This window comes from Massilia sp. Masssp94 (genome assembly GCF_059491305.1).
The window spans coordinates 5990974-6013242 of the sequence record NZ_CP168501.1 but is presented as its reverse complement, the minus strand read 5'-3'; the positions used below and the strand labels follow the sequence as shown (position 1 = coordinate 6013242).

The 22269-nt window shown below is 69.4% G+C and carries 21 protein-coding genes; 11 read left to right on the top strand and 10 right to left on the bottom strand.

Annotation, left to right across the window (positions count from 1 at the left end; genetic code table 11):
- The first annotated feature begins 39 nt into the window (after positions 1–39).
- The 3 genes from ACEN9G_RS26520 to ACEN9G_RS26510 all read left to right on the top strand — a co-directional run bounded on the left by ACEN9G_RS26520 (position 40) and on the right by ACEN9G_RS26510 (position 5382).
- The gene (locus tag ACEN9G_RS26520; RefSeq protein ID WP_413343369.1) at positions 40–1479 is read left to right on the top strand and encodes an arylsulfotransferase family protein; all 1440 of its coding nucleotides are present in this window, start codon (positions 40–42) and stop codon (positions 1477–1479) included.
- Positions 1480–1574: 95 nt separating this feature from the next.
- Entirely contained in the window at positions 1575–3953 is a 2379-nt protein-coding gene (locus ACEN9G_RS26515; RefSeq protein WP_413343371.1) for a TonB-dependent receptor, read from the top strand.
- Positions 3954–3966: 13 nt separating this feature from the next.
- Positions 3967–5382, top strand: coding sequence for a sulfatase family protein (locus ACEN9G_RS26510; protein WP_483127231.1), 1416 nt, complete (start codon positions 3967–3969; stop codon positions 5380–5382).
- A gap of 4 nt (positions 5383–5386) precedes the next feature.
- Here the strand turns inward: ACEN9G_RS26510 and ACEN9G_RS26505 are convergent, their stop codons facing one another.
- The 6 genes from ACEN9G_RS26505 to ACEN9G_RS26480 all read right to left on the bottom strand — a co-directional run bounded on the left by ACEN9G_RS26505 (position 5387) and on the right by ACEN9G_RS26480 (position 10980).
- Positions 5387–5566: a hypothetical protein gene (locus ACEN9G_RS26505; RefSeq protein WP_413345786.1), complete on the bottom strand. Its 180-nt coding sequence runs from the start codon at positions 5564–5566 to the stop codon at positions 5387–5389.
- 224 nt (positions 5567–5790) lie between these two features.
- Entirely contained in the window at positions 5791–6531 is a 741-nt protein-coding gene (locus tag ACEN9G_RS26500) for a sulfite exporter TauE/SafE family protein (RefSeq protein WP_413345790.1), read from the bottom strand.
- 107 nt (positions 6532–6638) lie between these two features.
- Positions 6639–7451: a hypothetical protein gene (locus ACEN9G_RS26495; protein WP_495605478.1), complete on the bottom strand. Its 813-nt coding sequence runs from the start codon at positions 7449–7451 to the stop codon at positions 6639–6641.
- Positions 7334–8680, bottom strand: a complete 1347-nt coding sequence (locus ACEN9G_RS26490; protein ID WP_495605477.1) for a DUF6600 domain-containing protein — start codon at positions 8678–8680, stop codon at positions 7334–7336. The genes ACEN9G_RS26495 and ACEN9G_RS26490 overlap by 118 nt, the downstream gene beginning before the upstream one ends.
- Before the next feature lie 98 nt (positions 8681–8778).
- The gene (locus ACEN9G_RS26485) at positions 8779–9639 is read right to left on the bottom strand and encodes a CPBP family intramembrane glutamic endopeptidase (protein WP_483127229.1); all 861 of its coding nucleotides are present in this window, start codon (positions 9637–9639) and stop codon (positions 8779–8781) included.
- A 24-nt stretch (positions 9640–9663) separates the two neighbouring features.
- A complete protein-coding gene (locus tag ACEN9G_RS26480; RefSeq protein WP_413345120.1) occupies positions 9664–10980 on the bottom strand; it encodes a DUF3422 family protein in 1317 nt (438 codons plus the stop codon).
- Between the two features lie 231 nt (positions 10981–11211).
- Between ACEN9G_RS26480 and ACEN9G_RS26475 the strand changes: the two genes are divergently transcribed.
- Positions 11212–11901, top strand: a complete 690-nt coding sequence (locus ACEN9G_RS26475; RefSeq protein WP_483127228.1) for a FadR/GntR family transcriptional regulator — start codon at positions 11212–11214, stop codon at positions 11899–11901.
- A gap of 2 nt (positions 11902–11903) precedes the next feature.
- Positions 11904–12368, top strand: coding sequence for a YaiI/YqxD family protein (locus ACEN9G_RS26470; RefSeq protein WP_413345414.1), 465 nt, complete (start codon positions 11904–11906; stop codon positions 12366–12368).
- Here ACEN9G_RS26470 and ACEN9G_RS26465 read toward each other — a convergent pair.
- Together ACEN9G_RS26465 and ACEN9G_RS26460 are read right to left on the bottom strand one after the other, a co-directional pair.
- Positions 12363–13094, bottom strand: a complete 732-nt coding sequence (locus tag ACEN9G_RS26465; RefSeq protein ID WP_413345412.1) for a suppressor of fused domain protein — start codon at positions 13092–13094, stop codon at positions 12363–12365. The two genes, ACEN9G_RS26470 and ACEN9G_RS26465, sit on opposite strands and share 6 nt — an antisense overlap.
- A 70-nt stretch (positions 13095–13164) precedes the next feature.
- Complete coding sequence (locus ACEN9G_RS26460) at positions 13165–14514, bottom strand: methyl-accepting chemotaxis protein (protein WP_483127227.1); 1350 nt, start codon at positions 14512–14514, stop codon at positions 13165–13167.
- 208 nt (positions 14515–14722) lie between these two features.
- Between ACEN9G_RS26460 and ACEN9G_RS26455 the strand changes: the two genes are divergently transcribed.
- The gene (locus tag ACEN9G_RS26455) at positions 14723–15655 is read left to right on the top strand and encodes a 4-hydroxyproline epimerase (RefSeq protein WP_413345001.1); all 933 of its coding nucleotides are present in this window, start codon (positions 14723–14725) and stop codon (positions 15653–15655) included.
- Here ACEN9G_RS26455 and ACEN9G_RS26450 read toward each other — a convergent pair.
- Entirely contained in the window at positions 15652–16395 is a 744-nt protein-coding gene (locus tag ACEN9G_RS26450) for a helix-turn-helix domain-containing protein (protein ID WP_413344999.1), read from the bottom strand. The two genes, ACEN9G_RS26455 and ACEN9G_RS26450, sit on opposite strands and share 4 nt — an antisense overlap.
- 158 nt (positions 16396–16553) lie before the next feature.
- On the opposite strand from ACEN9G_RS26450, the gene ACEN9G_RS26445 reads away from it, so the two are divergent.
- Genes ACEN9G_RS26445 through ACEN9G_RS26425 form a run of 5 tightly spaced genes read left to right on the top strand, consistent with a single transcriptional unit; the run spans position 16554 to position 21293 of the window.
- The gene (locus ACEN9G_RS26445; protein ID WP_483127226.1) at positions 16554–17450 is read left to right on the top strand and encodes a dihydrodipicolinate synthase family protein; all 897 of its coding nucleotides are present in this window, start codon (positions 16554–16556) and stop codon (positions 17448–17450) included.
- Positions 17447–18577 (top strand): NAD(P)/FAD-dependent oxidoreductase, encoded by a 1131-nt coding sequence (locus ACEN9G_RS26440; RefSeq protein WP_483127225.1) that lies wholly within the window; start codon positions 17447–17449, stop codon positions 18575–18577. Before ACEN9G_RS26445 ends, ACEN9G_RS26440 begins: the two co-directional genes overlap by 4 nt.
- On the top strand, positions 18564–18827 hold the full coding sequence (locus ACEN9G_RS26435; protein ID WP_413385836.1) for a 2Fe-2S iron-sulfur cluster-binding protein: 264 nt from the start codon (positions 18564–18566) through the stop codon (positions 18825–18827). The genes ACEN9G_RS26440 and ACEN9G_RS26435 overlap by 14 nt, the downstream gene beginning before the upstream one ends.
- Entirely contained in the window at positions 18824–20071 is a 1248-nt protein-coding gene (locus ACEN9G_RS26430; RefSeq protein ID WP_483127224.1) for an FAD-dependent oxidoreductase, read from the top strand. The genes ACEN9G_RS26435 and ACEN9G_RS26430 overlap by 4 nt, the downstream gene beginning before the upstream one ends.
- A 13-nt stretch (positions 20072–20084) precedes the next feature.
- Positions 20085–21293: a M24 family metallopeptidase gene (locus tag ACEN9G_RS26425; protein WP_413345709.1), complete on the top strand. Its 1209-nt coding sequence runs from the start codon at positions 20085–20087 to the stop codon at positions 21291–21293.
- Here ACEN9G_RS26425 and ACEN9G_RS26420 read toward each other — a convergent pair.
- Entirely contained in the window at positions 21247–22242 is a 996-nt protein-coding gene (locus ACEN9G_RS26420; RefSeq protein ID WP_483127223.1) for an alpha/beta hydrolase fold domain-containing protein, read from the bottom strand. The two genes, ACEN9G_RS26425 and ACEN9G_RS26420, sit on opposite strands and share 47 nt — an antisense overlap.
- Positions 22243–22269 lie beyond the last annotated feature (27 nt).

The following is a 22269-nucleotide window of genomic DNA, read 5'->3' as shown; positions in this document are numbered from 1 at the left end:
CGTAAGATGTTTCGACTCATCCATAACGAAAGGGACGTCATGACCGCCAACACCAAGCGCCGCCTGGCCCGCCTCCGACAACGACAGCACCAGGCACGCCGCCTGCAAACGTGCGCCCTGCTGGCCCTGTGCATGTTGCCGGTGGCGGCCGCCTTCGCCGCGCCCAGCGTGTTCCCGACGGGCGTCACCCGCTACGAACCGCAGAAGGCGTGGAACGGCTACGTGCTGTTCTCGGGCCAGGACAAGAAGACGCACCTGATCGACATGAACGGCAACGAGGTCCACCAGTGGGCGCAGGAAGGCTTTCCGCCCGTGCTGGTGGAACCGTCCAAAGCCGGCGGCGCGCGCGGCCGCGTGCTGCTGCAACTGGCGCAGCTGCCGGGCGTGCAGACCGCGGGGAATGGCCTCGGCAATACCGCGATCGGCGAGCTGGATTGGGACGGCAAGGTCGTCTGGCGCTGGGGCGCGGCCGCGCAGGCGGCATACGGCGGCGCCGACACGAACACGAATGCCGACGTCAGCCCAAGTGCGGGCGGCGCGGCGAAGCAGCACCACGACTGGGAGCGTCTGTCCAACGGCAACACGCTCGTGCTGGCGAACCTCGTGCATGACGTGAAGGGTTTCAAGGCGCCGCGGGTGCTGGACGACGTGCTGTACGAAGTCGACCCGCAAGGGAAGATCGTGTGGCGCTGGACGGCGTCCGACCACCTCGGCGAATTCGGCTTTTCGAAAGCCGCGCTCGACCAGCTGCGCAACGCCGCGCCGCGCGAAGGCGCCAAGGCGGTCGACTACCTGCACACGAACAGCGCCCGCGCGCTGGGCCCGAACAAATGGTTCGACGGCGGCGACGCGCGCTTCGCGCCGGACAACGTGATCATCAGTTCGCGCCAGGCGAACATCGTCGCCATCATCGACAGGAAGACGGGCAAGGTCGTGTGGCGCCTCGGCCCCGATTTCGCGCCCACGGGCGGCAAGCTGCCGCGGCCCGTCGACCAGCTGATCGGCCAGCACGACCCGCACCTGATCGCGCCCGGCCTGCCCGGCGCCGGCAACCTGATCGTGTTCGACAACCAGGGCGAGGCCGGCTACCCGATCGTCAGCCCCGGCATCTTCCCGCACTCGCGCGTGCTGGAGATCGACCCGGTCAAGCAAGAGATCGTGTGGGAGTACACCGCGGTGGACTCGAAGCAGACGCAGTGGAGCTTCTACAGCGCCTTCATCAGCAGCGCGCGCCGCCTGCCGAACGGGAACACCCTCATCGACGAAGGCATGAACGGCCGGGTCTTCCAGGTCACGCCGCAGGGCGAGATCGTGTGGGAATACGTCAGCCCGTTCTACGGCGATTCCGCCGTCGGCGGCAGCGGACGCACGGTGCGCACGAACTGGGTCTATCGCGCCCAGCCCGTGCCGTACGACTGGGTGCCGGCCGGTACGCCGCGCAGCGAGCGTCCGCTCGACACCGTCGCCAGCACGCGCTAACCCCTTTCATTTTTTTGTAACGCCTGCGGCGCGTACCCCCGCGCGCCGCGGCGGCTTCGCTCATCCCGATTTTCATGACGTTCAAGGAGAACTACGTGTTTTACGCATCCGCAGCTCAGCACAAGACCAGGCGCCACGACGCGCCGGCCGTTTCACGCACCACCATCGCGGCGGCGGCCATGATGATGTGCGCCGGATGCGTGTGGGCGCAGGAATCGGGACCAAACCCGGGGCCGAATGCCGCCGTCGCGCCGGTGCTCGCCGCCGCCGATGCGGGTCCCGATCCCGCCGCCACGCAACCGCTGTCCGACACGATCCAGACGGTGCTCGTCTCCACCCGCCGCCGCGTCGAAAGCGCGCAGAGCGTGCCGACGCCGATGACGGTTCTGAACGGCGACGAGCTGGAAGCGAACCGCGTCTACCGCGCCCAGGACCTGCAGCAACTGCTGCCCAGCACGACGATCAACTACGTCCACGCCCGCCAGATGAGCTTTGCGGTGCGTGGTCTCGGCAACAACCCCGCCAGCGACGGCCTGGAAGGCAGCGTGGGCCTGTACCTCGACAACGTCTACCTCGCCCGCCCCGGCATGGCTGCGTTCGACGCGCTCGACATCGAACAACTGGAACTGCTGCGCGGTCCGCAGGGCACGCTGTTCGGCAAGAACACGACGGCAGGCGTCGTGAACATCTCGTCGCGCAAGCCATCGCACGACGTGGAATCGCAGGCGGAAATCTCGGCCGGCAGCTACGGCTACGTGCAGGGCAAGCTGGTGCTGAACCGTCCCGTGACGGACGCCCTGGCGGCGCGCCTGTCCGTGTACCGCACGCAGGACGACGGCTATATCCGCAACCGCTACAACGGCACCCGCGTGCAGGGCGGCCTGCGCCAGGGCCTGCGCGCACAGGCCCTGTATGAACCAGGCAAGGACTTCAGCCTGCGCGTCATCGCCGACTACAACGAGGAAGACTCGAACAACGGCACGCTGATTTTCTATAACGCCGGCGCGACGGGCAAGTATCTCGCGCAGGCGGCCCTCGTCGGCGGGCATCCTGTCACGGATCCGGAAGATCGTGCGGTCACCCTCGACAACGGCTCGCACGTGAACGTGCACCAGGGCGGCGTGTCGGCGGAAGCCAACTGGAACCTCGCCAACGCCAGCCGCATCACCTCGATCAGCGCGTGGCGCACCTGGAACTTCGTGCCGCACAACGACGACGGCCTCGACGTGCCGGTAACCTTGAACGTGGGCCAGTCCGCGCAGCACCGCCAGTTCACGCAGGAGCTGCGCTGGGGAAGCAGCCCGGGCGCGGTCGACACGGTCGCCGGTGCCTACTATTACTACCAGGAGCTGGAGAACAACGCGTTCACCGTCAACGGTCCCCTCGCCGACCGCTTCAACGGCAATCCGGTCGGCGCGTGGAACGACGTCACAAGCAACTCGCCGGGCACGCTGCGCGTCAACAGCTACGCGCTGTTCGGCCAGGCCACATGGCATGCGACCGAGCGCTGGGACCTGACGGCCGGCCTGCGCGGCACGTACGAGGACAAGCGCGTGCGCGTGATCCGGTACGCGCCCGTCGGCCCGACGGCCACCGGCCCTGCCCTTACCGTGCGCAACGCGCGCTACGGCGCCTACGATTCCGGTCCGCTGGCGCTGCACCAGTCCAGCCCCAGCGCGCTGCTCTCGGCCGGCTACAAGGCGTGGGACGACGTCCTGTTGTACGCCAGCCTGTCGCACGGCGAGAAGTCCGGCGGCATCAACCTGCAGGTGCCCGGCGCGGCCGGCGCGGCGTCGCTGCTGGTCGGCGCCGAACGCGCCAACGCGGCCGAACTGGGTGTGAAAAGCACGCTGCTGAACCGTCGCCTGCAACTGAACGCGAACCTGTTCGCGACCGTCGTCCACGGCTACCAGAGCAATGCCTACGACCCGGCGACACGGACGTCGTACCTGACGAACGCCGGTGACGTGCGCACCCGCGGCATCGAGTTCGAGGTCCTCGCGATTCCCGTCCGTACCCTGCACATCCAGGCGAACGTGTCGTTCAACGACCCGCGCTACCTGACGTACAAGAATGCGCCGTGCGCACCGGAAGTGAGTGCCGTGTCGTGCGATTTGTCCGGCCGCGACGCCCTCGTCAACGCGCCGCGCCGCACCGCGAACGTGGGCGCGCGCTGGGAGCTTCCGCTGGATGACACGTGGCGCGCCTATGTGAACGGCAACGTGTCGTACCGCTCGTCGACCTACGGCACACTGGACGCGTCGAAGTATTCGCGCATCCCGGCGTACGGCCTCGCCAACCTGTCCGCCGGCGTGCGCTCGAACGGCGAGCACGCGTGGGACGTGCAGCTGTGGGCCCGCAACCTGTTCGACCGCCAGTACTACACGAGCATGTGGAACGGCACGTTCGGCTCGTACAACGCCGTCATCGGCACGCCGCGCACGATCGGCGCGACGGCCCGTCTCGATTTCTAGGCAAGGAACCATCATGAGCAAAACCGACCAGAAACGCCGCGCCGTCATCAAGGGCCTCCCCGCCCTCGCCCTCGCCCTCGCCCCGCAGGCACTGTTCGCGGCCGACCGCAAGGGCCAGCAGCCGAACATCGTCTTCATCCTCGCGGACGACCTGGGTTACGCCGACCTGGGCGTCTACGGCAACACGGATTTCACCACGCCGAACCTCGACCGCCTGGCCGCGCAGGGCGTGCGCTTCACGCAGGCCTACGCCAATTCCGCCGTGTGCTCCGCCACGCGTTTCGGCCTGATCACGGGCCGCTACCAGTACCGCCTGCGCGGCGGACTGGAAGAACCGATCGCCGGGGCGTCGAAGACCATCGGCCTGCCGCCGCAGCACCCCACGCTGCCGTCGCTGCTGAAGCAGGCGGGCTACCGCACCGCGCTGTTCGGCAAGTGGCACCTGGGCTACCTGCCCGTGTTCGGTCCCCTCAAGAGCGGCTACGACATCTTCTTCGGCAACTACGGCGGCGCCATCGACTACTTCACGCACAAGCCGGGCGTCGGCCCCGAGGTGCCGGAAGACCTGTACGAAGGCGAAGTCCCGGTGCACAAGGTCGGCTATTACACCGACCTGCTCGCGGATCGCGCCACGGAATACATCGGCCAACAGGATGGGAAGCAGCCGTTCTTCCTGTCGCTGCACTTCACGGCGCCGCACTGGCCGTGGGAAGGTCCGGGCGACGAAGCCGTGTCGCGCGACATCGGCAACATCTTCCACTACGACGGCGGCGACCTGGTCACGTACGGCAAGATGGTGACGGGGCTCGACACCGCGATCGGCCGCGTGCTCGACGCGCTACGGCACAAGGGCCTTGCCGACGACACGATCGTCATCTTCACGAGCGACAATGGCGGCGAGCGCTTCTCGAAGACGTGGCCGTTCAGCGGCCAGAAGACGGAACTGCTGGAAGGCGGCATCCGCGTGCCCGCGATCGTCCGCTGGCCGCGCCGCCTTGGCGCCGGCAAGACGACGGACCAGGTCGCGATCAGCATGGACTGGCTGCCGACGCTGCTCGCCGCGGCCGGCGGCGCGCCCGATCCGGCCTACCCGCCCGACGGCCAGGACCTGCTGCCCGTGCTGACGGGCCAGCGCACGCCCGGCGAGCGGACGCTGTTCTGGCGCTACAAGGCGAACGCCCAGCGCGCCCTCCGTTCGGGCAATTGGAAATACCTGCGCCTGAACGGCAACGACTTCCTGTTCGACGTGGCCAATGACCAGCGCGAGCGCGCCAACCTTGTCCAGCGCCACCCGGACGTATTCGACAAGCTGAAGGGGGAATGGGAGAGCTGGAACGCGAGCATGCTGCCGATCACGCCCGACGTGCGCACGCACGGCGTGAACGGGAAGGTGCAGGCCGACCACTACCACGCGGAGGGCACCGACTGACCGGTCAGTCCTGGGCTGCGTCGTCCTTCTCGTCGCGGCCCAGCAACTCGGTGGACCACTCCTGCCAAGTACAGTTGGGGCAACGCCGCCACAACAGGATCAGGAAAAACGTCGCGCAACCGAATGCCAGCACGATCGCGTGCAACGCAAGATCCGGTTCGAGCCCATAGAGTAAATCCAGCATGGCGCACCTACCTTCCTGGCGGAATCATTCATGGCGATACCGCATGATTCCACTGTAGACCAAGCAGGAGGCCGTGTCCAGCGCACGCCGAAGGCGTGCTCAAGGCACCTCGAAAAACCGTCGCGAGCGGCAGCAATGTTGTCCGAGAAGCGCAGCTGTACGAGTAGTACAGCGAGCATCGCAGGACGACAGTGCAACGCGCAGCAGGTTTTTCGACGTGCCTGTCAAATGGGTTTCAGGAACAGTCCGACGGTGAGCGCGATGCCGATGCAGACGATGGCGACGCGCAACGCCTTCTCGTTCACGCGGTGCAGCGCCCATGCGCCCAGCAAGCCGCCGATGACGGCCCCCGCCGCCAGCACGCCGCACTGCAGCCAGTGCAGGTCGGGCGACGTCAGGAACAGGACGACGGCCGACGCATTCATCACGCCGGCGAGCACGTTTTTCGTGGCCCCGGCATTGCGCGCGGCGAGGCCCGCCATCGTCAGCGCGGCCAGCATCAGGATGCCGATGCCGCCGCCGAAATAGCCGCCGTAGACGGCGATCAGGAATTGCGCGACCGCCGTCGCCGCGGGTCCGAGGTGCACGGCGCCCGCCGCGCCGGGTTTGCGGAAGAAGCTCCCCCACGTGAACAGGGCCGTCGCGAACAGCACGAGCCACGGCACGAGCCGCGCGAACACGGCCGGCGACGTGTGCAGCAACAGCAATCCACCCGCCGCGCCGCCGGCGATGCTCAACACGAACAGCGCCCAGAACGGCAGGCCGCCTGCGCCGCTGACCAGCTTGCGGCCGGCGTATCCGGACGTGATCTGCGCGGGGAACAGCGCGACGGTGGACGTGATGTTCGCGGCGAGCGGCGACATGCCGGACACGATCAGCGCGGGCAACGTGACGAACGAGCCGCCGCCCGCCAGCGCGTTCTGCACGCCGGCCCACAGCCCGGCCAGGAAGACGAGCAGCAGCATCATGGTGCCGCTCCGTATCGATGGTCGTTGGCTGGGCGGTGTGGTGTCGGCATGGCGCGGCGGTGAGCTGGTCGGAAGCCCATCTTACACCGCGCCCCGTGCCGTCGTCAGTGGCCGCCCTTCTCGCCGTTCTTGTGACCGTGGTCGCCGCCCTTGTCCGGGCCGTGGGCGGGGGCCGCGTGCGGCTGCGGCGCCGGTTGCGGATGCGGCGCGGGCTTCGGTGCGGCCGGCGCCGGCGGCTGCGGTCGCGGTGCCGGCTGCGGATGGATTGCAGGCTGCGGACGCGGCGCCGGCTGGGGCGCCACATGCTGCGCCGGCTGCGGATGCGGATGCGGTGCGGGCTGCGCATGCTGCGCCGGCGGCTGCGGGCGCGCGGCCGGCTGGGGATGCGGCGCCTGCAGCGGCGCCCGCGGTTGCGCCATCGCCCCATGTGCGGCGATGCGCGGCTCGTCCGCAGGCCTGCCCCGGCCCGCGTGCGGCGGCTGCGGACGGCCCGCTTCCGCGGCCGTCGCGCCTGCGCCGGTGCCGCCACGCGCGGCCAGTTGCGCGGTGTTCCGCGGGCCGTGCACATCCGGCGGCGCGACTGGCGGGCGTCCGGCGAATGGCGGTGCTTCGTGGACGAGTCGGCCGGCCGGCGCGGCGCCGGGCACGGGACCACGCGCCGGTTGCGGCGTCACCGGCTTGCCGAGCGCAGGACGCAGCACCCGCAGCGGCACCGGCCCGTGCACGGCCACGCGCGCATCCGGACGCGCCGCCGCCGGGCCGGGCCCGTGCCCGAAGCCGTGCGCCGGCAATGCCCGCGTCACCGCGACGCGCTGCAGCACGGGCCCCGGCGGCAGGCGACCGGGGGCCGTGCCGATCCGGCTTTGCGGCAGCGGCCGCGCCTGCGGCGCCGCCAGCACCGGCGCGGCACGGGCCACGCCGGGCGGCAGCAGCAGGCCGGCCGCGCCGACGGCGCGGCCTGCGCGAACTGCCGCGCGGGCATCGCCACGATCGCACCGGGCACGCCGCGGTTCCGGTAGTCGATGTTCGCGGTGTTGTCGACGATGGTCGTCTGCCGGATCACGGTATTGGTCACGTTGACGTTCGTGATGTACGTTGGGCTGGCGTGGTACGGCGGCCGGTATGGCTCGTGCGGCGCGAGCGGGAACCAGCCGACGCCGGGATCGGAGCGGCCGCCGAACGCCAGCACGGTCCCGACGAACGCCACCAGCGCAGGAGCGTACACGGGTTGCGCGCGCGCGGGCGCCGGCACCCAGGCCCACGTGTCGGGCGTGCGGATCCAGCGGCCGTAGTGCGACACGGCGTAACCGTAAGGCTGGTCGTCGATCCACGTCCAGCCCCACGGATCGATCCACGCCCAGTGTCCCGCGTGATACGGCGCCCAGTTGCGGGGCGCGCGATCCGGCACCCACACGGTGCCGTAGTCGGGCATGGTGCGCCAGCTGCCGTAGTCGTCGAGGTCTTCGAAGCCGACGACGCCCTGCGGCACGTAGCGGCGTGCGATGGCGCGCTCGTAGCGCTGGTCGCGCGCCAGCGCCCAGCGGTCGAATTCATCCGGCGGCGCGGGCGGGAGCAGCACGTAGTTGTCCAGGTCCTGGCCGCCGAAGCGATAGCCCTGCCCCGGCGCGAGCGACAGCGACGTGCCGTCGCCGTACGCGTCGCCGGCGCCGTTCAGCACCGTCACGTCCGTCGTGCTGCCGTCCGGCGCGACGGCGAGCCGGTAGTCGCCGGCCGCGCGCGCGACGAAGGCGAGGTTCGGCGTATCCACCTCGACGGTTTCGCCCGGCGCCAGGCGGCGCACGTGCAGGTCGATGCGGCCCTGCGACACCTGCAGTTGCGTCGTGCGTTCATCGGCCGCGAGCACGGTCAGCAAGGTGCCCGCGTCCATGCGCGCGACGGCGGCGCCGAACTGGGCTTCGTCGCGCCCGCCGGCGTCCGTCCACAGGCGGTCACCCGCGACGAGGGGCCGGTTGAGCGATGCCTGCGCCCAGTCGGTGGCGCCGGCGGGAGACAAGCTGACGGGGCCGGCGAGGTAGGCGATGCGGCCCACGCGCGCGGGCGGGTCCTGCATCTGCGCGGCGGCGATCGTCGCGGTGAATAGCAGGCCGAGTGCGACGGCCGGCCGGAGGAAGTTCGAAGCGCTCATGATCGTCGGTACAACGTGGGAATGATGCCCGATCATAGTCCCGGCGCCGCGCGCGCACGGTACGCTGTCACACCGTGTTACAGAAGTTGCAATGCAGCTCAGCGCACGAGGCCCGGATACGTGAAGGCGATGAAGTGGACGGCGTTCAGCGCGAAGTGCGTGAGGATCGCGCCTTCGATGCGCCCGGAACGCAGGTACGCGGCGGCATAGCCGAAGCCCGCCAGCGTCGCGAACAGCACGAGCAGCGGGCCGCCGGCGGCGTGCGCGAGCCCGAACAGCAAAGTCGATACGACCACTGCGGCGGCCACGCCGTAACGCCTTCCCGCCATGCCGCGCGCCAGGCCGCCGAGCAGGTAGCCGCGGAAGAAGGCCTCCTCCGTCACGCAGGTGATCAAGAGATTATTGACGAGGAACCAGGATGTCCAAGGCAGCCATTTGACGTCCGGCCGCACCACGCCGAGCAGCAGGCCCGCACCGAGGACGGCGACGAGCGTCGCCGCCAGCACGGGCAGCGTACGGCGCAGCATCGGCAACCAGTCGGCACGCGCGCGGATCGGCGCGCAGAACACGCCCATCAGCACGATGCCGGCGATGGCCTTGTCGAAGTTCGCGTACAGCGTGAACGGCGGCGCGCCCGCCGACACCTGCGCATGGTCGACCAGCAGCGGATTGTGAAAGCCCGGCAGCCGGTGCAGCGCCAGCAGCAGAGCGCACACGCCCGTCAGCACGAGCAGCGGGATGCGGACCGAAGCCCGGCCGGCCGCGCGCGCGCCGAACGCCAGCGCGAGGTAGAACAAGGTGACGGCGAGGCCGATCCCGTCGAGCACCCCGACGGCCTTAGCGACCGCGCACGCCAGCAGCACGCCCGCGCACCACGCCCAGTCGCGATTCCCCCGCACTGCGGGCGCCGGCACCCACAACGCCAGTACGGCCAGCGCCAGCGCAGCGCACGCCGCCATGAGACCGGGAGCGCCCGCCACGAATCAGCCGTGCGAACGTTTGTGCATCTGCTTGTGCATGCGGCGCAGGCTGAGCCACACGAGGCCCGCCACGACGGGCACCAGCGCGCCCGTGAGCAGGTCCGGATTGACCGGCATGCCGAGACTCTTGAGGCCCTTGCCCGCATAACCGAGCAGGCCCACGACGTAGTACGAGATCGCCGCGACCGACAAGCCCTCGACGGCCTGCTGCAGGCGCAGTTGCTGGGCGGCGCGGCGGTCCATCGATTGCAGGATTTGCCGGTTCTGGTTTTCCTGGACGATGGAGACGCGGGTGCGCAGCAGGTCGTTGACGTTGGCGATGCGGCGCGCCAGCGCTTCCTGGCGCGCGGCCGTCGATTCGCACGTGTTCATCGCCGGCGTCAGGCGGCGGTCCATGAATTCCTCCACGGTCGGCACGCCTTCGATGCGGGCCTCGCGCAATTCCTCGATGCGCGCCTTCACGAGGCGGTAGTACGCTTTCGATGCCGAGAAGCGGTAACCGTTGTCGAGCGAAAGCTTTTCCAGGCGCGCCGCGAGCTTCGTGATCTGTGCCAGCAGGTCCTGGTCGCCGGCGACCGCCTCGCCCGCGACCATGCGCTCGGCCAGCGTGGCCAGTTCGGCCTCGATATCGTCCAGCGCGTTGGACACGGTGCGCGCGGCCGGCAGGCCGAGGAGCGCCATCATGCGGTAGGTGTCGATCTCCAGCACGCGCTGCGCGAGGCGGCCGGCCTGCTGCGCGCGCATCTCGACATCGCGCAGCACGAAGCGCGAGAAGCCGTCGGACTGGATCGCGAAATCCGTCCACACCTCGCCGCCCTGCATGACGCGCGAGCCGACCAGGTTGTTGCTGGCGAAGCCGTCCTGCAGCGTGGCCGGATCGGCGGCGCCGCGCTCCAGCAGCACGTGCGCGGCGGACATCAGGCGGCCGTGCAGGCCTAGGATCCACGCCTGCGGCAGGTGCGCGAGCGGCATGCGCGCGAACGCCTCGGCGAGCGGCAGTCCGGGCGCGATCTTTTCCGTAAACGTGTACGTGGCGAACTCCGTGTGGCGTTCCCACTTGAGGCGGAAACGGCCGAAGTCGTGATAGAAGTGATTGGCCGTCACGTTCGGCGCCGCGACGCCGAAATGCCCGCACAGCGCGGCGAGCAGTGCATGCTGGTTGGGACCGTGCTCGCTGCGCGATCCGGCCTCGTTGGCGCGGTACACGGCGAGGTGGGTGATGGCTTCGGGCGCTTCCAGCCGGAGGAAGGGACGCGAATGGATTTCGGCGGCCAGCGGAATGCGCTGGGCGTGGCTCAGGCTTGGATATGCGGTCGTCATGGTTCGATTCGTCGGCTCGGCAATATTTCCCATTGTACATGCGTATGCACAGCGCTGGAACGGCGCCGACCCCAACCTTGACCGAATAAAGTTCAGCGCGCGGCAAAACCACCAACGCAGTCAGCCCAAATGACCGTTTTGGTCCGACCACTTGCAACATTATCCCGACCAAACTAAGATGCGATCTTGGCAATCGCCTCCACTTTTTCCTGGACTGACACAATGAGAAAAATGCCCGCGCCACCCGATGCGATTGCGACCGAGCCGCGACTGTATCGCGTGGTGTCGAGCCGGATCGAAGCGCTGATCCGGGAAGAGCACATCAAGCCGGGCGAGCGCCTGCCCGCCGAGCGCGACCTGGCCACGAAGCTGGGCGTCTCGCGCACCTCGCTGCGCGAAGCGCTGATCGCGCTGGAACTGGGCGGCGTCGTCGAAGTGCGCGGCGGCTCCGGCGTGTACGTCAGCGAACAGGCGGCGTTGCCGACCGCGCGCCCGGCGGCCGGTCCCGGTCCGTTCGAGGTGCTCGCCGCGCGCCGCATGATCGAGGTCGAGGTCGCGGCGCTGGCCGCGAAGAATGCGACGCCGGCGGCCGTCGATGCGATCCTCGTCGCCGTCGAGCAGATGGAGCAGAACCAGGACAACCTGGGCGAGAACGAATCGGCCGACCGCAACTTCCACCTCGCGATCGCGCGCGCGGCCGGCAACAGCGCCCTCGTCGGCGTGATCGAATACCTGTGGGCCCAGCGCGGCAGCCTCTGGCACAAGCTGACGGAGCACTTCCAGACCGAGGAACTGCGCCAGCTGACGCTCCTCGACCACCGCGCGATCCTGGCCGCCATCGCCTCGCACGACGTGGCCGGCGCCCGGTCGGCCATGCGCGCGCACCTCGACCGCGTGACGCGCACCTTCTCGCGCGGCTGAGCATGGAGATCTGGGTCGACGCCGATGCCTGCCCGGCCGTCATCAAGGACATCCTGTTCCGCGTGGCCGACCGCGTGCAGCTGAACGTCACGCTCGTGGCCAACCAGTTGATCCGCGTACCCGGCTCGCGCTTCATCCGCGCGCTGCAGGTGCCTGCCGGCGCGGACGCGGCCGACGCCGAAATCGTGGCGCGCGTGCAGCCCGGCGACATCGTCGTGACGGGCGACATTCCCCTCGCCGCCCTCGTGCTGGACAAGGGCGGCATGCCATTGAATCCGCGCGGCGAGTGGTACACGAAGGACACCATCGCGCAGCAGCTCACGATGCGCGCGTTCATGGACGAATTGCGTTCCAGCGGCGTCGACACGGGCGGACCTGCCGCGTTCAGCCAGGCGGACAGGCAGCGGTTCGCGAATGCGCTCGACCGCGAACTGGCGAAGCGCGCGCGGCCCGGCCCCGCCTCATAGAAAGCCGAACAGCTTCTTGCCCGCGTTCGGCCGGCGCGCATCGATCATGTCGTCGATGTGCTTCTTGTCGAAGCGCTCCAGCAGTTTCTCGGCGCCGGCACGCAGCTTCAGCGCCAGTTCCTCCTTGTAGAGCGGGACGACCGCGAAGAACGCGATCTCCTTGTCGGCGTCGATACGCAGCCGGTGGAAGCCGTCCGGCACGCTGATCGACGGCAGCAGGATGCAGCCGTCGAACCGGACGTCCGCCGCGTACGGCTCCGCCGGGTCGCCGTTCGGCACCGTATGGCCCCAGCCCAGCCACGTGTCGTACTTGTGCGGCAGCCGGGCCAGCGTCTTGAGCAGCCGGACGGGCCAGTACCAGCGCTCGTCCTCGAACGATTCCTTGTCCAGCTTCCAGTCCGGCGGGAGCGTGATCATCAGCTCGGCGTGGCGCGGGACGTCGGCGTCCGGCGGCGTCGCCATCGGCAGGTCGCTCATGCCGGACGTGACCAGCCGGATGAACGGGTAGGCCTCCGTCGGCTTCACGATATGGACGTCGATGTGCACCGTGTCGGACACCAGTTCATGGAACACGCAATCGACGGGCCCGAGGTGGCGGTCGATGTGGTCCGAAATCTGCTGCAGGCAGATCTCGCCCTGCGGCGGCGTCCACGGCGTGCTTTCCGTGTGGTGGTAGATCGGATCGCCGTGCAAGGACACGACGTTGCTGGCTCGGTATGCGCTCATCGCGGCCCCCTCGAATGCTGACCCGACGAGTCTAGCAGCGCGGATGCCGCGAAAATGCGCGCATTTCCACTTACGCAGCCGCTTCCGGTTGCCGCAGCGTGTCCACCGCCCGCGCCACCGACGACGCATGCGCGCACATCGTCTCGGCCGCATCCGCGCTCTGCCCGACCAGCTCGGCCGTCTGCCGCGTCGTCAGCTCGATTTCGCGGATCGAATCGCGCACCTGCCCGATGCCGTCGCGCTGTTCCTGGCTCGCGCCCGAGATCGCGGTCATGATGCCGGCCACGCGCTGGACCGAGCCGACGATCTGGTGCATCGCCTGCCCCGCTTCGTCCACCAGCCGGCCGCCCGCGTCCACACGCACGACCGAGTCGCCGATCAGCTGCCTCACTTCCTTGGCCGCCTGCGCGCTGCGCTGGGCGAGGCTCCGCACTTCGCCCGCCACGACGGCGAAACCGCGCCCCTGCTCGCCCGCGCGCGCCGCCTCGACGGCCGCGTTCAGCGCGAGGATGTTGGTCTGGAAGGCGATGCCGTCGATGACGTTGACGATGTCCTGCACTTCGCGCGAACTGGAGCGGATAGCTTCCATCGTCTGCACGACGTCCGCGACGACGTCGCCGCCCTTCACGGCCAGCGCGGAGGCCGACGCCACCAGCTCGTCGGCCAGCGCCGCGTGGTCGACGTTGCGCTTGACGGTGGCCGTCAGGTGGTCGACCGCGGCCGCGGCCTGTTCCAGCCGCGCGGCCTGCGCCGCGGCGCGCGCGGACAGGTCGGCGCTGCCCGCCGCCACCGCGCTGGACGTCTGCGTGATCAGGTCCATGTCGCGCGCCACCTGGTCCGCGCTGCTGCGCATCGCCCGCAAGGTGGCGTGCAGGGTGCCGGCGCTCGCCGCGACGGCCGTCGTCTCGCGCTGCAGGCGGACGGCGAGGTACGACAGCACGGCCGCCTCGACGACGACGTACGCGGCGTGCAGCAGCACGATGCCGATGCCCGGATGCGTGAAGCACAGCGTCGGATAGCCCCATTCCTGCAGATAGTTGAACGTGAGGTGGTGGACGGCGGCCGTGCCCGCGGCGGCGATGATGACGCGCCAGTCCTGGTAGCAGACGAGGAAGGCGAGCAGGACGAAGATTCCGAAATGCAGCTCCGTCATGCCGTGCGCCTGGTGGATGTTCAGCGCGCAGAACAGCATCAGCGCGACGGCGACGGACAGCCGCGCGGCGAGGCTGCCCGGCGCCGCGGCGATCAGCGCGCTCGGCACGAGGGCGAGCGGCAGGCCGACGGCGACCGCCAGCGGCAGCGAGTCGTACACGAGCCCCAACGCCAGCGACGTGGCGAAAAGCGCCCACAGGACGGCGAGGAACAGTTTGTCGGCGTTGTTGGCATGGTCGGCCCTGGCGCCGGATGAGGTCGGATGCATTTTGTGACTTCCCTTTTATTTATCCGTAACACATTGATTTTGCGGGTCTATTGACGCAGCAACGTTCAATGATATTGGGAAATTTTTATTGGATTCTTGCAGATTGTCACAACGCCATGACTGGCCCCCAAACGGTGTGCCGCTTTCCCTCATCAAGACGCGGAAAAACAACAAGACCCGCCGCCGGGCCGGGTTTAGCCTTCCAGGCATGAAAAAAATCTCGATCATCGACTCGCACACCGGCGGCGAACCCACCCGGCTCATCGTCGACGGCGGCCCGGACCTGGGCAACGGCCCGCTGTCCGAACGGCTCGCGCGGATGCGCGCCGAACACGACCACATCCGCACGGGCACCGTGTGCGAACCGCGCGGTTCGGACGTCCTCGTGGGCGCGCTGCTGTGCGAACCCCATGCGCCGGAGTGCGCGGCGGGCGTCATCTTTTTCAATAACGTCGGGTACCTGGGCATGTGCGGACATGGCACGATCGGCCTCGTCGTGTCGCTGGCCCACCTCGGCCGCATCACGGCCGGACGCCACCGCATCGATACGCCCGTCGGCGTCGTGACGGCCGAGCTGCACGCGGACGGTTCGGTGAGCATCGACAACGTGCCGTCGTACCGGACGCGCAAGGACGTCCACGTCGATGTCGCGGGCCATGGCACCGTGCGCGGCGACGTGGCGTGGGGCGGCAACTGGTTCTTCCTCATCAAGCACCATGCGCTCCACATCGCCCCGGCCAATATCCCGGCGCTGACGGCGTTTGCGCAAGCCGTCATGGCAGCGCTGGCCGCGCAAGGCATCGCGGGCGACGGCGGCGCGCCGATCGACCACGTGGAACTGTTCGCCCCATCTCTCAACGCCGACAGCCGCAACTTCGTGCTGTGCCCCGGCAAGGCGTACGACCGCTCGCCCTGCGGCACGGGCACCAGCGCGAAACTGGCTTGCCTTGCCGCGGACGGCACGCTGGAACAGGGCGCCGTGTGGCGCCAGGAGAGCATCATCGGCAGCGTGTTCGAAGGCAGCTACCGCCGCGCGGGCGATACCGTCGCGCCGACCATCCGCGGCACGGCCTGGGTCAGCGCCGAGTCGACGCTGCTGTTCGAGGAGGGCGACCCATTCGCATGGGGCATTCCCGTCTAGTCCAGCTTTATCTGCCGCCCGTACTCGGTCGGGCTCATGCCTACGTACGACTTGAACTGGCGGCTGAACGCGCTGTGGTCCGTGTAGCCGCATTCGTACGCGATCTCCGCGATCTTCGCGCCCGGATCCTGTTCGATCAGGGTGCGCGCCGCCGCCAGCCGGCATTGCACGAGCAGCTGCCGCGGCGAATGCTGGAACACTTTCTGGAACAGCCGTTCCACGCGCGACAGCGACAACCCCGCTTCCTCCGCCAGCGCCTTCAGCGAGATATTCTCCCGATAGTTGTCGCTGATGTGCTGCGCGATCCGCGCGATCTGCCGGTACGCCGGGTGCAGGTCGTCCAGCAAACCGAGGTCCTGCGACGTGCCGATCAGGCCGACGACGTCGCCATCCTTGCCGAACAGCGGTATCTTCTTCGTGATGCACCACCCGCGGCTGCGGCCGGGGTAGATGTGCAGTTCGAGCTGCTTGTCGATCGCCGTGCCACTGGCGATGACTTGCCGGTCCTGTGCGAGATACGTCTCGGCCAGCGCGCGCGGGAACAGTTCCAGCGCCGTCTTGCCGAGCACATCCTTCTTGTGCCGAACTCCGCAGCGCCGCACCATGGTGCGGTTGATGCTCACATAACGGCCGTCCCGGTCCTTGACGAAGAATGCGACGTCGCCAAGCGCGTCGAAGATCGCTTCCACGGCCTGCATGCCGATAGTGTCGATGGCCCGGATGGTAGTGTCGTCGATCATGTTGTCCTCCCGGACGCCAATATAGGCGGGTTGCGCCCGCATGGCAAACGGCGGCCGGGCGCTGTGCCGATTTCGGCTTCCCCGGCGAGCGCTTCACGCAAGACCCCGCCGCCAAACAGGCCTAGCATGAAACCTTTCAAGCAAAGGAGACTAACCCCATGTGGAAAGGTGTTCTTCCCGCCGTCACCACCAAGTTCGACGAGGACGGTTCGCTCGACCATGACGAAATGCTGCGCTGCTTCCGCATCCAGATGGACGCCGGAGTGGATGGCCTCATCGCTTGCGGTTCGCTGGGCGAGGGGCCGATGCTGTCGCACGACGAACGCATCGACGTCCTGAAACTCTGCAAGGAAGCGGCCGGCACGAAGCCCGCGCTGCTGACGGTCGCGGAAGCGTCCACGCGGGATGCGTGCGCGCTGGCGCAGAAGGCGGCCAGGGCGGGCGCGGACGGCCTGATGGTCGTCCCGAGCACGATCTACCATACGGACCCGCGCGAGACGGTGGCGACCTTGCGCGCCATCGCGCAGGCGGGCGACCTGCCGGTCATGATCTATTCGAACCGTCTCGCCTACCGCGTCGACGTGACCGTCGAGATCATGGAAGAACTGGCGGACGATCCCCGCTTCGTCGCCGTCAAGGAATCGTCGGACGACATCCGCCGCAGCACCGACATCATCAACCGTTTCGGCGACCGCTTCGACCTGCTGACCGGCGTCGACAACCTCGCGTTCGAAGCGCTGACGGTGGGCGCCCAGGGCTGGGTCGCCGGCGTGGGCCTCGCGTTCCCGGCAGAGACGGTGGCGATCTGGCGCCTGGTCCAGGCCAGGCGCTACGACGAGGCGCTGCGCATCTACCGCTGGTTCCGCCCCCTGCTGGACCTGGACGTGTCGACTTACCTCGTCCAGAACATCAAGCTCGCGGAAGCGATCGCGATCGGTTCGAACGAGCGCGTGCGCGCGCCGCGCATGCCGCTCGCCGGCGCGCGCCGCCAGGCGGTGGAGCAGACGATCCGCGCCGCCATCGCCAACCGCCCCGCCCTGCCCGCGCTGGCGTGAAGCATCCGGACGTGATCGTCGTCGGCGCCGGCATCGTCGGCGCGGCATGCGCGGCGGAGCTGCAGGCGCTCGGGCGCGACGTGCTGCTCGTCGATGCGAACCACCCAGGCAACGGCGTGACGGCGGCCGGCATGGGCCACCTCGTCGCGCTCGACGAGACGGACGATGAACTCGACCTGTGCCTGTTGTCGCTGGCGCGCTGGGACGAATACCTGTCCACCCGCGCCGGCCTCGCGGAACACGTCCGCTGCGGCACCCTGTGGGTCGCCGAGGACGATGCCCAGATGGCCCAGGCGCGCGTCCGCGCCGGGCGCCTGGCGCGGCGCGGCTGGGATGCGGCAGAACTGTCCGGCGCTGAGCTCGCGCGCGCGGAACCCGCGTTGCGCGCGGGCCTTGCGGGCGGCGTGCGCGTCGCGCGCGACGGCGTCGTGTACCCGCCCGCCGTCGCGCGCAACCTGGCCGGGACGCTCGTCGCGCTGGGCGGGCGGACGCGCTTCGGCACGTCCGTCGCCCGCGTCGACGACGGCAGCGTCACGCTGGCCGACGGCGAACGCATCGCCGCGGGCGACGTCGTCGTCGCGACGGGGACCGCCGTCACGCGGCTGCTGCCGGACATTCCGATCTTCCCGCGCAAGGGCCATCTCGCCATCACGGCGCGCTACCCGCGGCGGCTGTCGCACCAGGTCGTGAGCATGGATTATGGGCAAACCGAGGGCCAAACGGAAGCCGGCAGCGACGCCCTCGCCGTCGCGGCGAATGTCCAGCCGCGCATCACGGGCCAATGGCTGATCGGATCCTGCCGCCAGGACGGGATCGCGCATGCGGACGTCGATCCGCGCGTGCTGGCGCGCGTGCTGCGCTCGGCCATCGCGCTGCTGCCCTGTCTCGCCGATATGAAAATCATCCGCAGCTGGACCGGCATGCGGCCCGCGACCTACGATGGGCGGCCCGTCATCGGCCGCCATCCGACGCTCGATCGCGTGTGGGTCGCCGCGGGCCACGAAGGTCTCGGCGTGACGACCGCATTCGGCACCGCGCAACTGCTGGCGGACCTGATGCTGGGCCGACCCGCCTCCATCGCCGCCGCCCCTTATTCACCGTCGAGGTTCGCCCATGTCCCCGCCTGATTCCCTGAGCCGCGTGCTGGTCGACGGCGTCGCGGTCGCCGTCCCGTGCGGCGTCACCGTCGTCGCGGCGCTCGTCGCCGCCCGGTCGCTGCGCACGCGGCGTTCGGTCACGGGGCAGCCCCGGTTCGCGTTCTGCGGCATCGGCCAGTGCCAGGAATGCCGCGTGACCGTCGACGGCTGCGCCAACCAGCTGGCGTGCAGGACGATCTGCGCGGACGGCATGACCATCGACACGGGAGGCGACTGGTGAAGAACGTATTGCACATCGTCGGCAGCGGTCCAGCGGGACTGTCCGCGGCACGGACCGCCCTCGACGCCGGCGCAAGGATCTGCCTGATCGACGACAATCGTGCGCCGGGCGGCCAGATCTGGCGCGGCGGCCCCGCGCGCTGGACCGACGCCCGCGCACGCAGCGCGTGGACTGCCCTGCGCGGCCACCCGGATTGCACCGTGATGCAGGAGGCCCAGGTCATCGGCAGCGTGGACGCCAGCACGCTGCTCGTGGAGACGGGCGGACGCGGCGCCGCCGTCCCGTTCGAGCGCCTCGTGCTCTGTTCGGGCAGCCGCGAACTGTCGCTGCCGTTCCCCGGCTGGACGCTGCCCGGCGTCACGAGCGCGGGCGGGCTGCAGGCGCTGATCAAGGGCGGCATGCCGGTGTGTGGACGCCGCGTCGTGGTCGCCGGCACGGGTCCGCTGCTGCTGGCGGCGGCGTCGACGGCGCTGCGCGCGGGTGCGCACGTGGCCGCGATCGTCGAACACCAGCCGTGGTCGCGCCTGTCGGCCTTCGGGCTCGGACTGCTGTCGCGGCACGGGAAAAAATTCCTGCAGGCGGCGTCGCTGTTCGCCGAGCTGCGGGGCATCCCGTACGTGACGGGCGCCACGCTCGTCGCAGCGCACGGAGACGACACGGTGCGCTCGGTGGTCGTCCGGGCCGGCGGCAAAGAAGTCGAGTATGCCTGCGACTTCCTCGCTGCGGGTTTCGGCCTCGTCCCGAACACGGACCTCGCGCGCGCACTCCGGTGCGACGTCGTCGACGGCGCGATCCAGGTCGACGATGCGCAGCGGACGAGCCGCCCGGACGTCTGGGCCGCTGGCGAATGCACGGGCATCGGCGGCGTCGACAAGGCCGTCGCCGAGGGCCGCATCGCGGCGCTGGCCGCGCTGGGCCTGCCCCCGTCCGGGCGCGACCTGCCGCTGCGGCGCGCATCGTACGCGTTCGCGACGCTGCTGGCGCGCACGTTCGCGCCCGACGAGTCGCTGCGGGCGATGTGCGGCCCGGAGACGATCGTGTGCCGCTGCGAGGACGTGACCCAGGCCCGCCTGCTGCCGCACCGCGACTGGCGCGAAGCGAAACTGGCGACCCGCGTCGGCATGGGGCCCTGCCAGGGCAAGACCTGCGGCGCGGCGTGCGCCTTCCTGTTCGGGTGGTCCCACGAGGATGCCCGGACACCCATCATGCCCGCGACCGCGCGGGCGCTGTCAGACTTTGAATGAGGTAATGAGAAACATGAACATTGGTGGCACCGACAAACAGGCGGCGCTCGACGCCTTGGGCGACATGACCGCGGGCGCCGTGCCCATCGCGCTGGCCGAGCACCGGGCGCGCATCGAACGTGCGCAGGCGTTCATGGCGGCGCAAGGCATCGACGCCGTCTACCTCAACGCCGGCAGCAACCTGACCTATTTCACGGGCACGAGATGGAGCCCCAGCGAACGCATGGTGGGCGCCATCCTGTCGGCGCAGGGCGGCCCCGTCTACATCGCGCCCGCGTTCGAGGAAAGCACGATCCGCGATTTCATGGTCGTCGAAGGCGACATCGCCGTCTGGGACGAGCACGAGCGTCCCGCCGTGCGCCTGCGCGCCGTGCTGGAACAGCGCGGGATCGGGGCCGGCAGCGTGCTCGCCATCGACGACAGCACGCCGCTATTCCTGTGCGACGCGATCCGCGCCGCGACCGATGGCTACACTTTGCGGAATGCGCACCCGGTCACGTCGCACTGCCGCAGCCGCAAGTCGGACGCGGAAATCGCGCTGATCCAGCGCGCGATGGACATGACGATGGCCGTGCACGTGGTGGCGGCGTCGATCCTGCACGAAGGGATCACGACGAAGGAAGTCGAGGAATTCATCCACCTCGCGCACCGCAAGGTCGGCGCGAGCGGCTCCTATTTCTGCATCGTGCTGTTCGGCGAGGCGACGGCGTACCCGCACGGCGTCAGCTACGTGCAGACCCTGCAACGGGGCGACACGGTGCTGATCGACACGGGCTGCAAGGTCCACAACTACATCTCCGACATCACGCGCACGTACGTGTTCGGCGAACCGACCGAGCGCCAGCGCTTCGTGTGGAACGCGGAAAAGGCGGCGCAACGGGCGGCGTTCGATGCGGCCCAGCTGGGCGTGCCGTGCGAAGAGGTCGACAAGGCCGCGCGCCGCTCGCTCGAGGCCGACGGCTTCGGCCCCGGCTACAAGCTGCCCGGCCTGCCGCACCGCACGGGCCACGGCATCGGTCTCGACATCCACGAAGGCCCCTACCTCGTCGGCGGCGAGACCCGGGCGCTGGAGCCGGGCATGTGCTTCTCCAATGAGCCGATGATCTGCGTGCCGGGCGAATTCGGCGTCCGCCTGGAAGACCATTTCTACATGACGGCGAACGGACCGAAGTGGTTCACGCAGCCGGCGGCGAGCCTGGAGAATCCGTTCGGGGCGGGATGACCTCCTTCAGGAACGCATCCGCCGCCTCCACCGTCGGCGCCAGCCACGGATCGAACAGCCAAAAGCTGTGGGGCGTGTCGGGCACGGGCACGACCCGGTTCGGCACGCCCAGCACCCGCAGTTTCCCGGCCATCTCTTCCCGCCCGAGGCTGAAACGCCGCTGCGCGCTGACGATGAACAGCATGGGCGGCGTGCCCGCCTTCACGTGATACAGCGGCGACGCGTCGCGCCACAGCGCCGCCTTCTCCGCGTAGCGGCCGCCGAACCACGCGCCGGCTGATGAAGGCTGCTTCGCCGGGTCGTCTTCGTATTTGCGCGCTTCTTCCGACGTGAAATCCGACAGGCCGTCGATGTTGACGATCGCCTGCACGTCGCTCGACACGTTTCCTCCGTCCGGATCGAAGCGGGATTCTCCGTTCGTCACGCCCGTCAGCGCCGCGATCTGGCCGCCGGCCGAGCCGCCCGCGATGGCGATGCGGCCCGGATCGATGCCGTAGTCCGCCGCGTGCGCGCGCACCCAGCGCACGGCCGCCTTGGCGTCGTGGATCGCGGCCGGGTATGGCGCTTCCGGCGCCAGGCGATAGCTGATGGTGGCCGCCGCATAGCCCCGCTCCGCCATGCGGATCGCCATCGGCGCGAAGTTCGCGCGCACGCCCGCGCGCCAGCCGCCGCCGTGCACGAAGACGATGGCCGGGCGCGGCGCCGTGCCCGCCGCCGCGGGCAGGTACAGGTCCAGTTTCAGGTCGTGCCTCAGGTCGCCATGTCTGCGGCGTACATAGATGACGTCGGTGACGGCCCGCACTGAAGGCGGCACGGTGCGGCTCGCGATGCGGATGAACGGATATCGAGGCGCCAGCTTCGCGTACGTCGTCTCGGCCGTGTAGCTCTCCGGCAAGGGCGCCTTCACTGGCCGCGCCGCGCATGCGGCCAGCAGCAACGCCGTACCCATCCAACATGTCGTCCTGCGCATCCTGGC

Bases quoted from the DNA above. Each gene is read 5' to 3' on its own strand.
- ACEN9G_RS26460 (WP_483127227.1), bottom strand. From the start codon at position 14,514: ATGCATCCGACCTCATCCGGCGCCAGGGCCGACCATGCCAACAACGCC.
- ACEN9G_RS26475 (WP_483127228.1), top strand. From the start codon at position 11,212: ATGCCCGCGCCACCCGATGCGATTGCGACCGAGCCGCGACTGTATCGC.
- ACEN9G_RS26425 (WP_413345709.1), top strand. From the start codon at position 20,085: ATGAACATTGGTGGCACCGACAAACAGGCGGCGCTCGACGCCTTGGGC.
- ACEN9G_RS26420 (WP_483127223.1), bottom strand. From the start codon at position 22,242: ATGGGTACGGCGTTGCTGCTGGCCGCATGCGCGGCGCGGCCAGTGAAG.
- ACEN9G_RS26470 (WP_413345414.1), top strand. From the start codon at position 11,904: ATGGAGATCTGGGTCGACGCCGATGCCTGCCCGGCCGTCATCAAGGAC.
- ACEN9G_RS26450 (WP_413344999.1), bottom strand. From the start codon at position 16,395: ATGATCGACGACACTACCATCCGGGCCATCGACACTATCGGCATGCAG.
- ACEN9G_RS26500 (WP_413345790.1), bottom strand. From the start codon at position 6,531: ATGCTGCTGCTCGTCTTCCTGGCCGGGCTGTGGGCCGGCGTGCAGAAC.
- ACEN9G_RS26480 (WP_413345120.1), bottom strand. From the start codon at position 10,980: ATGACGACCGCATATCCAAGCCTGAGCCACGCCCAGCGCATTCCGCTG.
- ACEN9G_RS26485 (WP_483127229.1), bottom strand. From the start codon at position 9,639: ATGGCGGCGTGCGCTGCGCTGGCGCTGGCCGTACTGGCGTTGTGGGTG.
- ACEN9G_RS26455 (WP_413345001.1), top strand. From the start codon at position 14,723: ATGAAAAAAATCTCGATCATCGACTCGCACACCGGCGGCGAACCCACC.
- ACEN9G_RS26435 (WP_413385836.1), top strand. From the start codon at position 18,564: ATGTCCCCGCCTGATTCCCTGAGCCGCGTGCTGGTCGACGGCGTCGCG.
- ACEN9G_RS26445 (WP_483127226.1), top strand. From the start codon at position 16,554: ATGTGGAAAGGTGTTCTTCCCGCCGTCACCACCAAGTTCGACGAGGAC.
- ACEN9G_RS26510 (WP_483127231.1), top strand. From the start codon at position 3,967: ATGAGCAAAACCGACCAGAAACGCCGCGCCGTCATCAAGGGCCTCCCC.
- ACEN9G_RS26490 (WP_495605477.1), bottom strand. From the start codon at position 8,680: ATGAGCGCTTCGAACTTCCTCCGGCCGGCCGTCGCACTCGGCCTGCTA.
- ACEN9G_RS26520 (WP_413343369.1), top strand. From the start codon at position 40: ATGACCGCCAACACCAAGCGCCGCCTGGCCCGCCTCCGACAACGACAG.
- ACEN9G_RS26465 (WP_413345412.1), bottom strand. From the start codon at position 13,094: ATGAGCGCATACCGAGCCAGCAACGTCGTGTCCTTGCACGGCGATCCG.
- ACEN9G_RS26505 (WP_413345786.1), bottom strand. From the start codon at position 5,566: ATGCTGGATTTACTCTATGGGCTCGAACCGGATCTTGCGTTGCACGCG.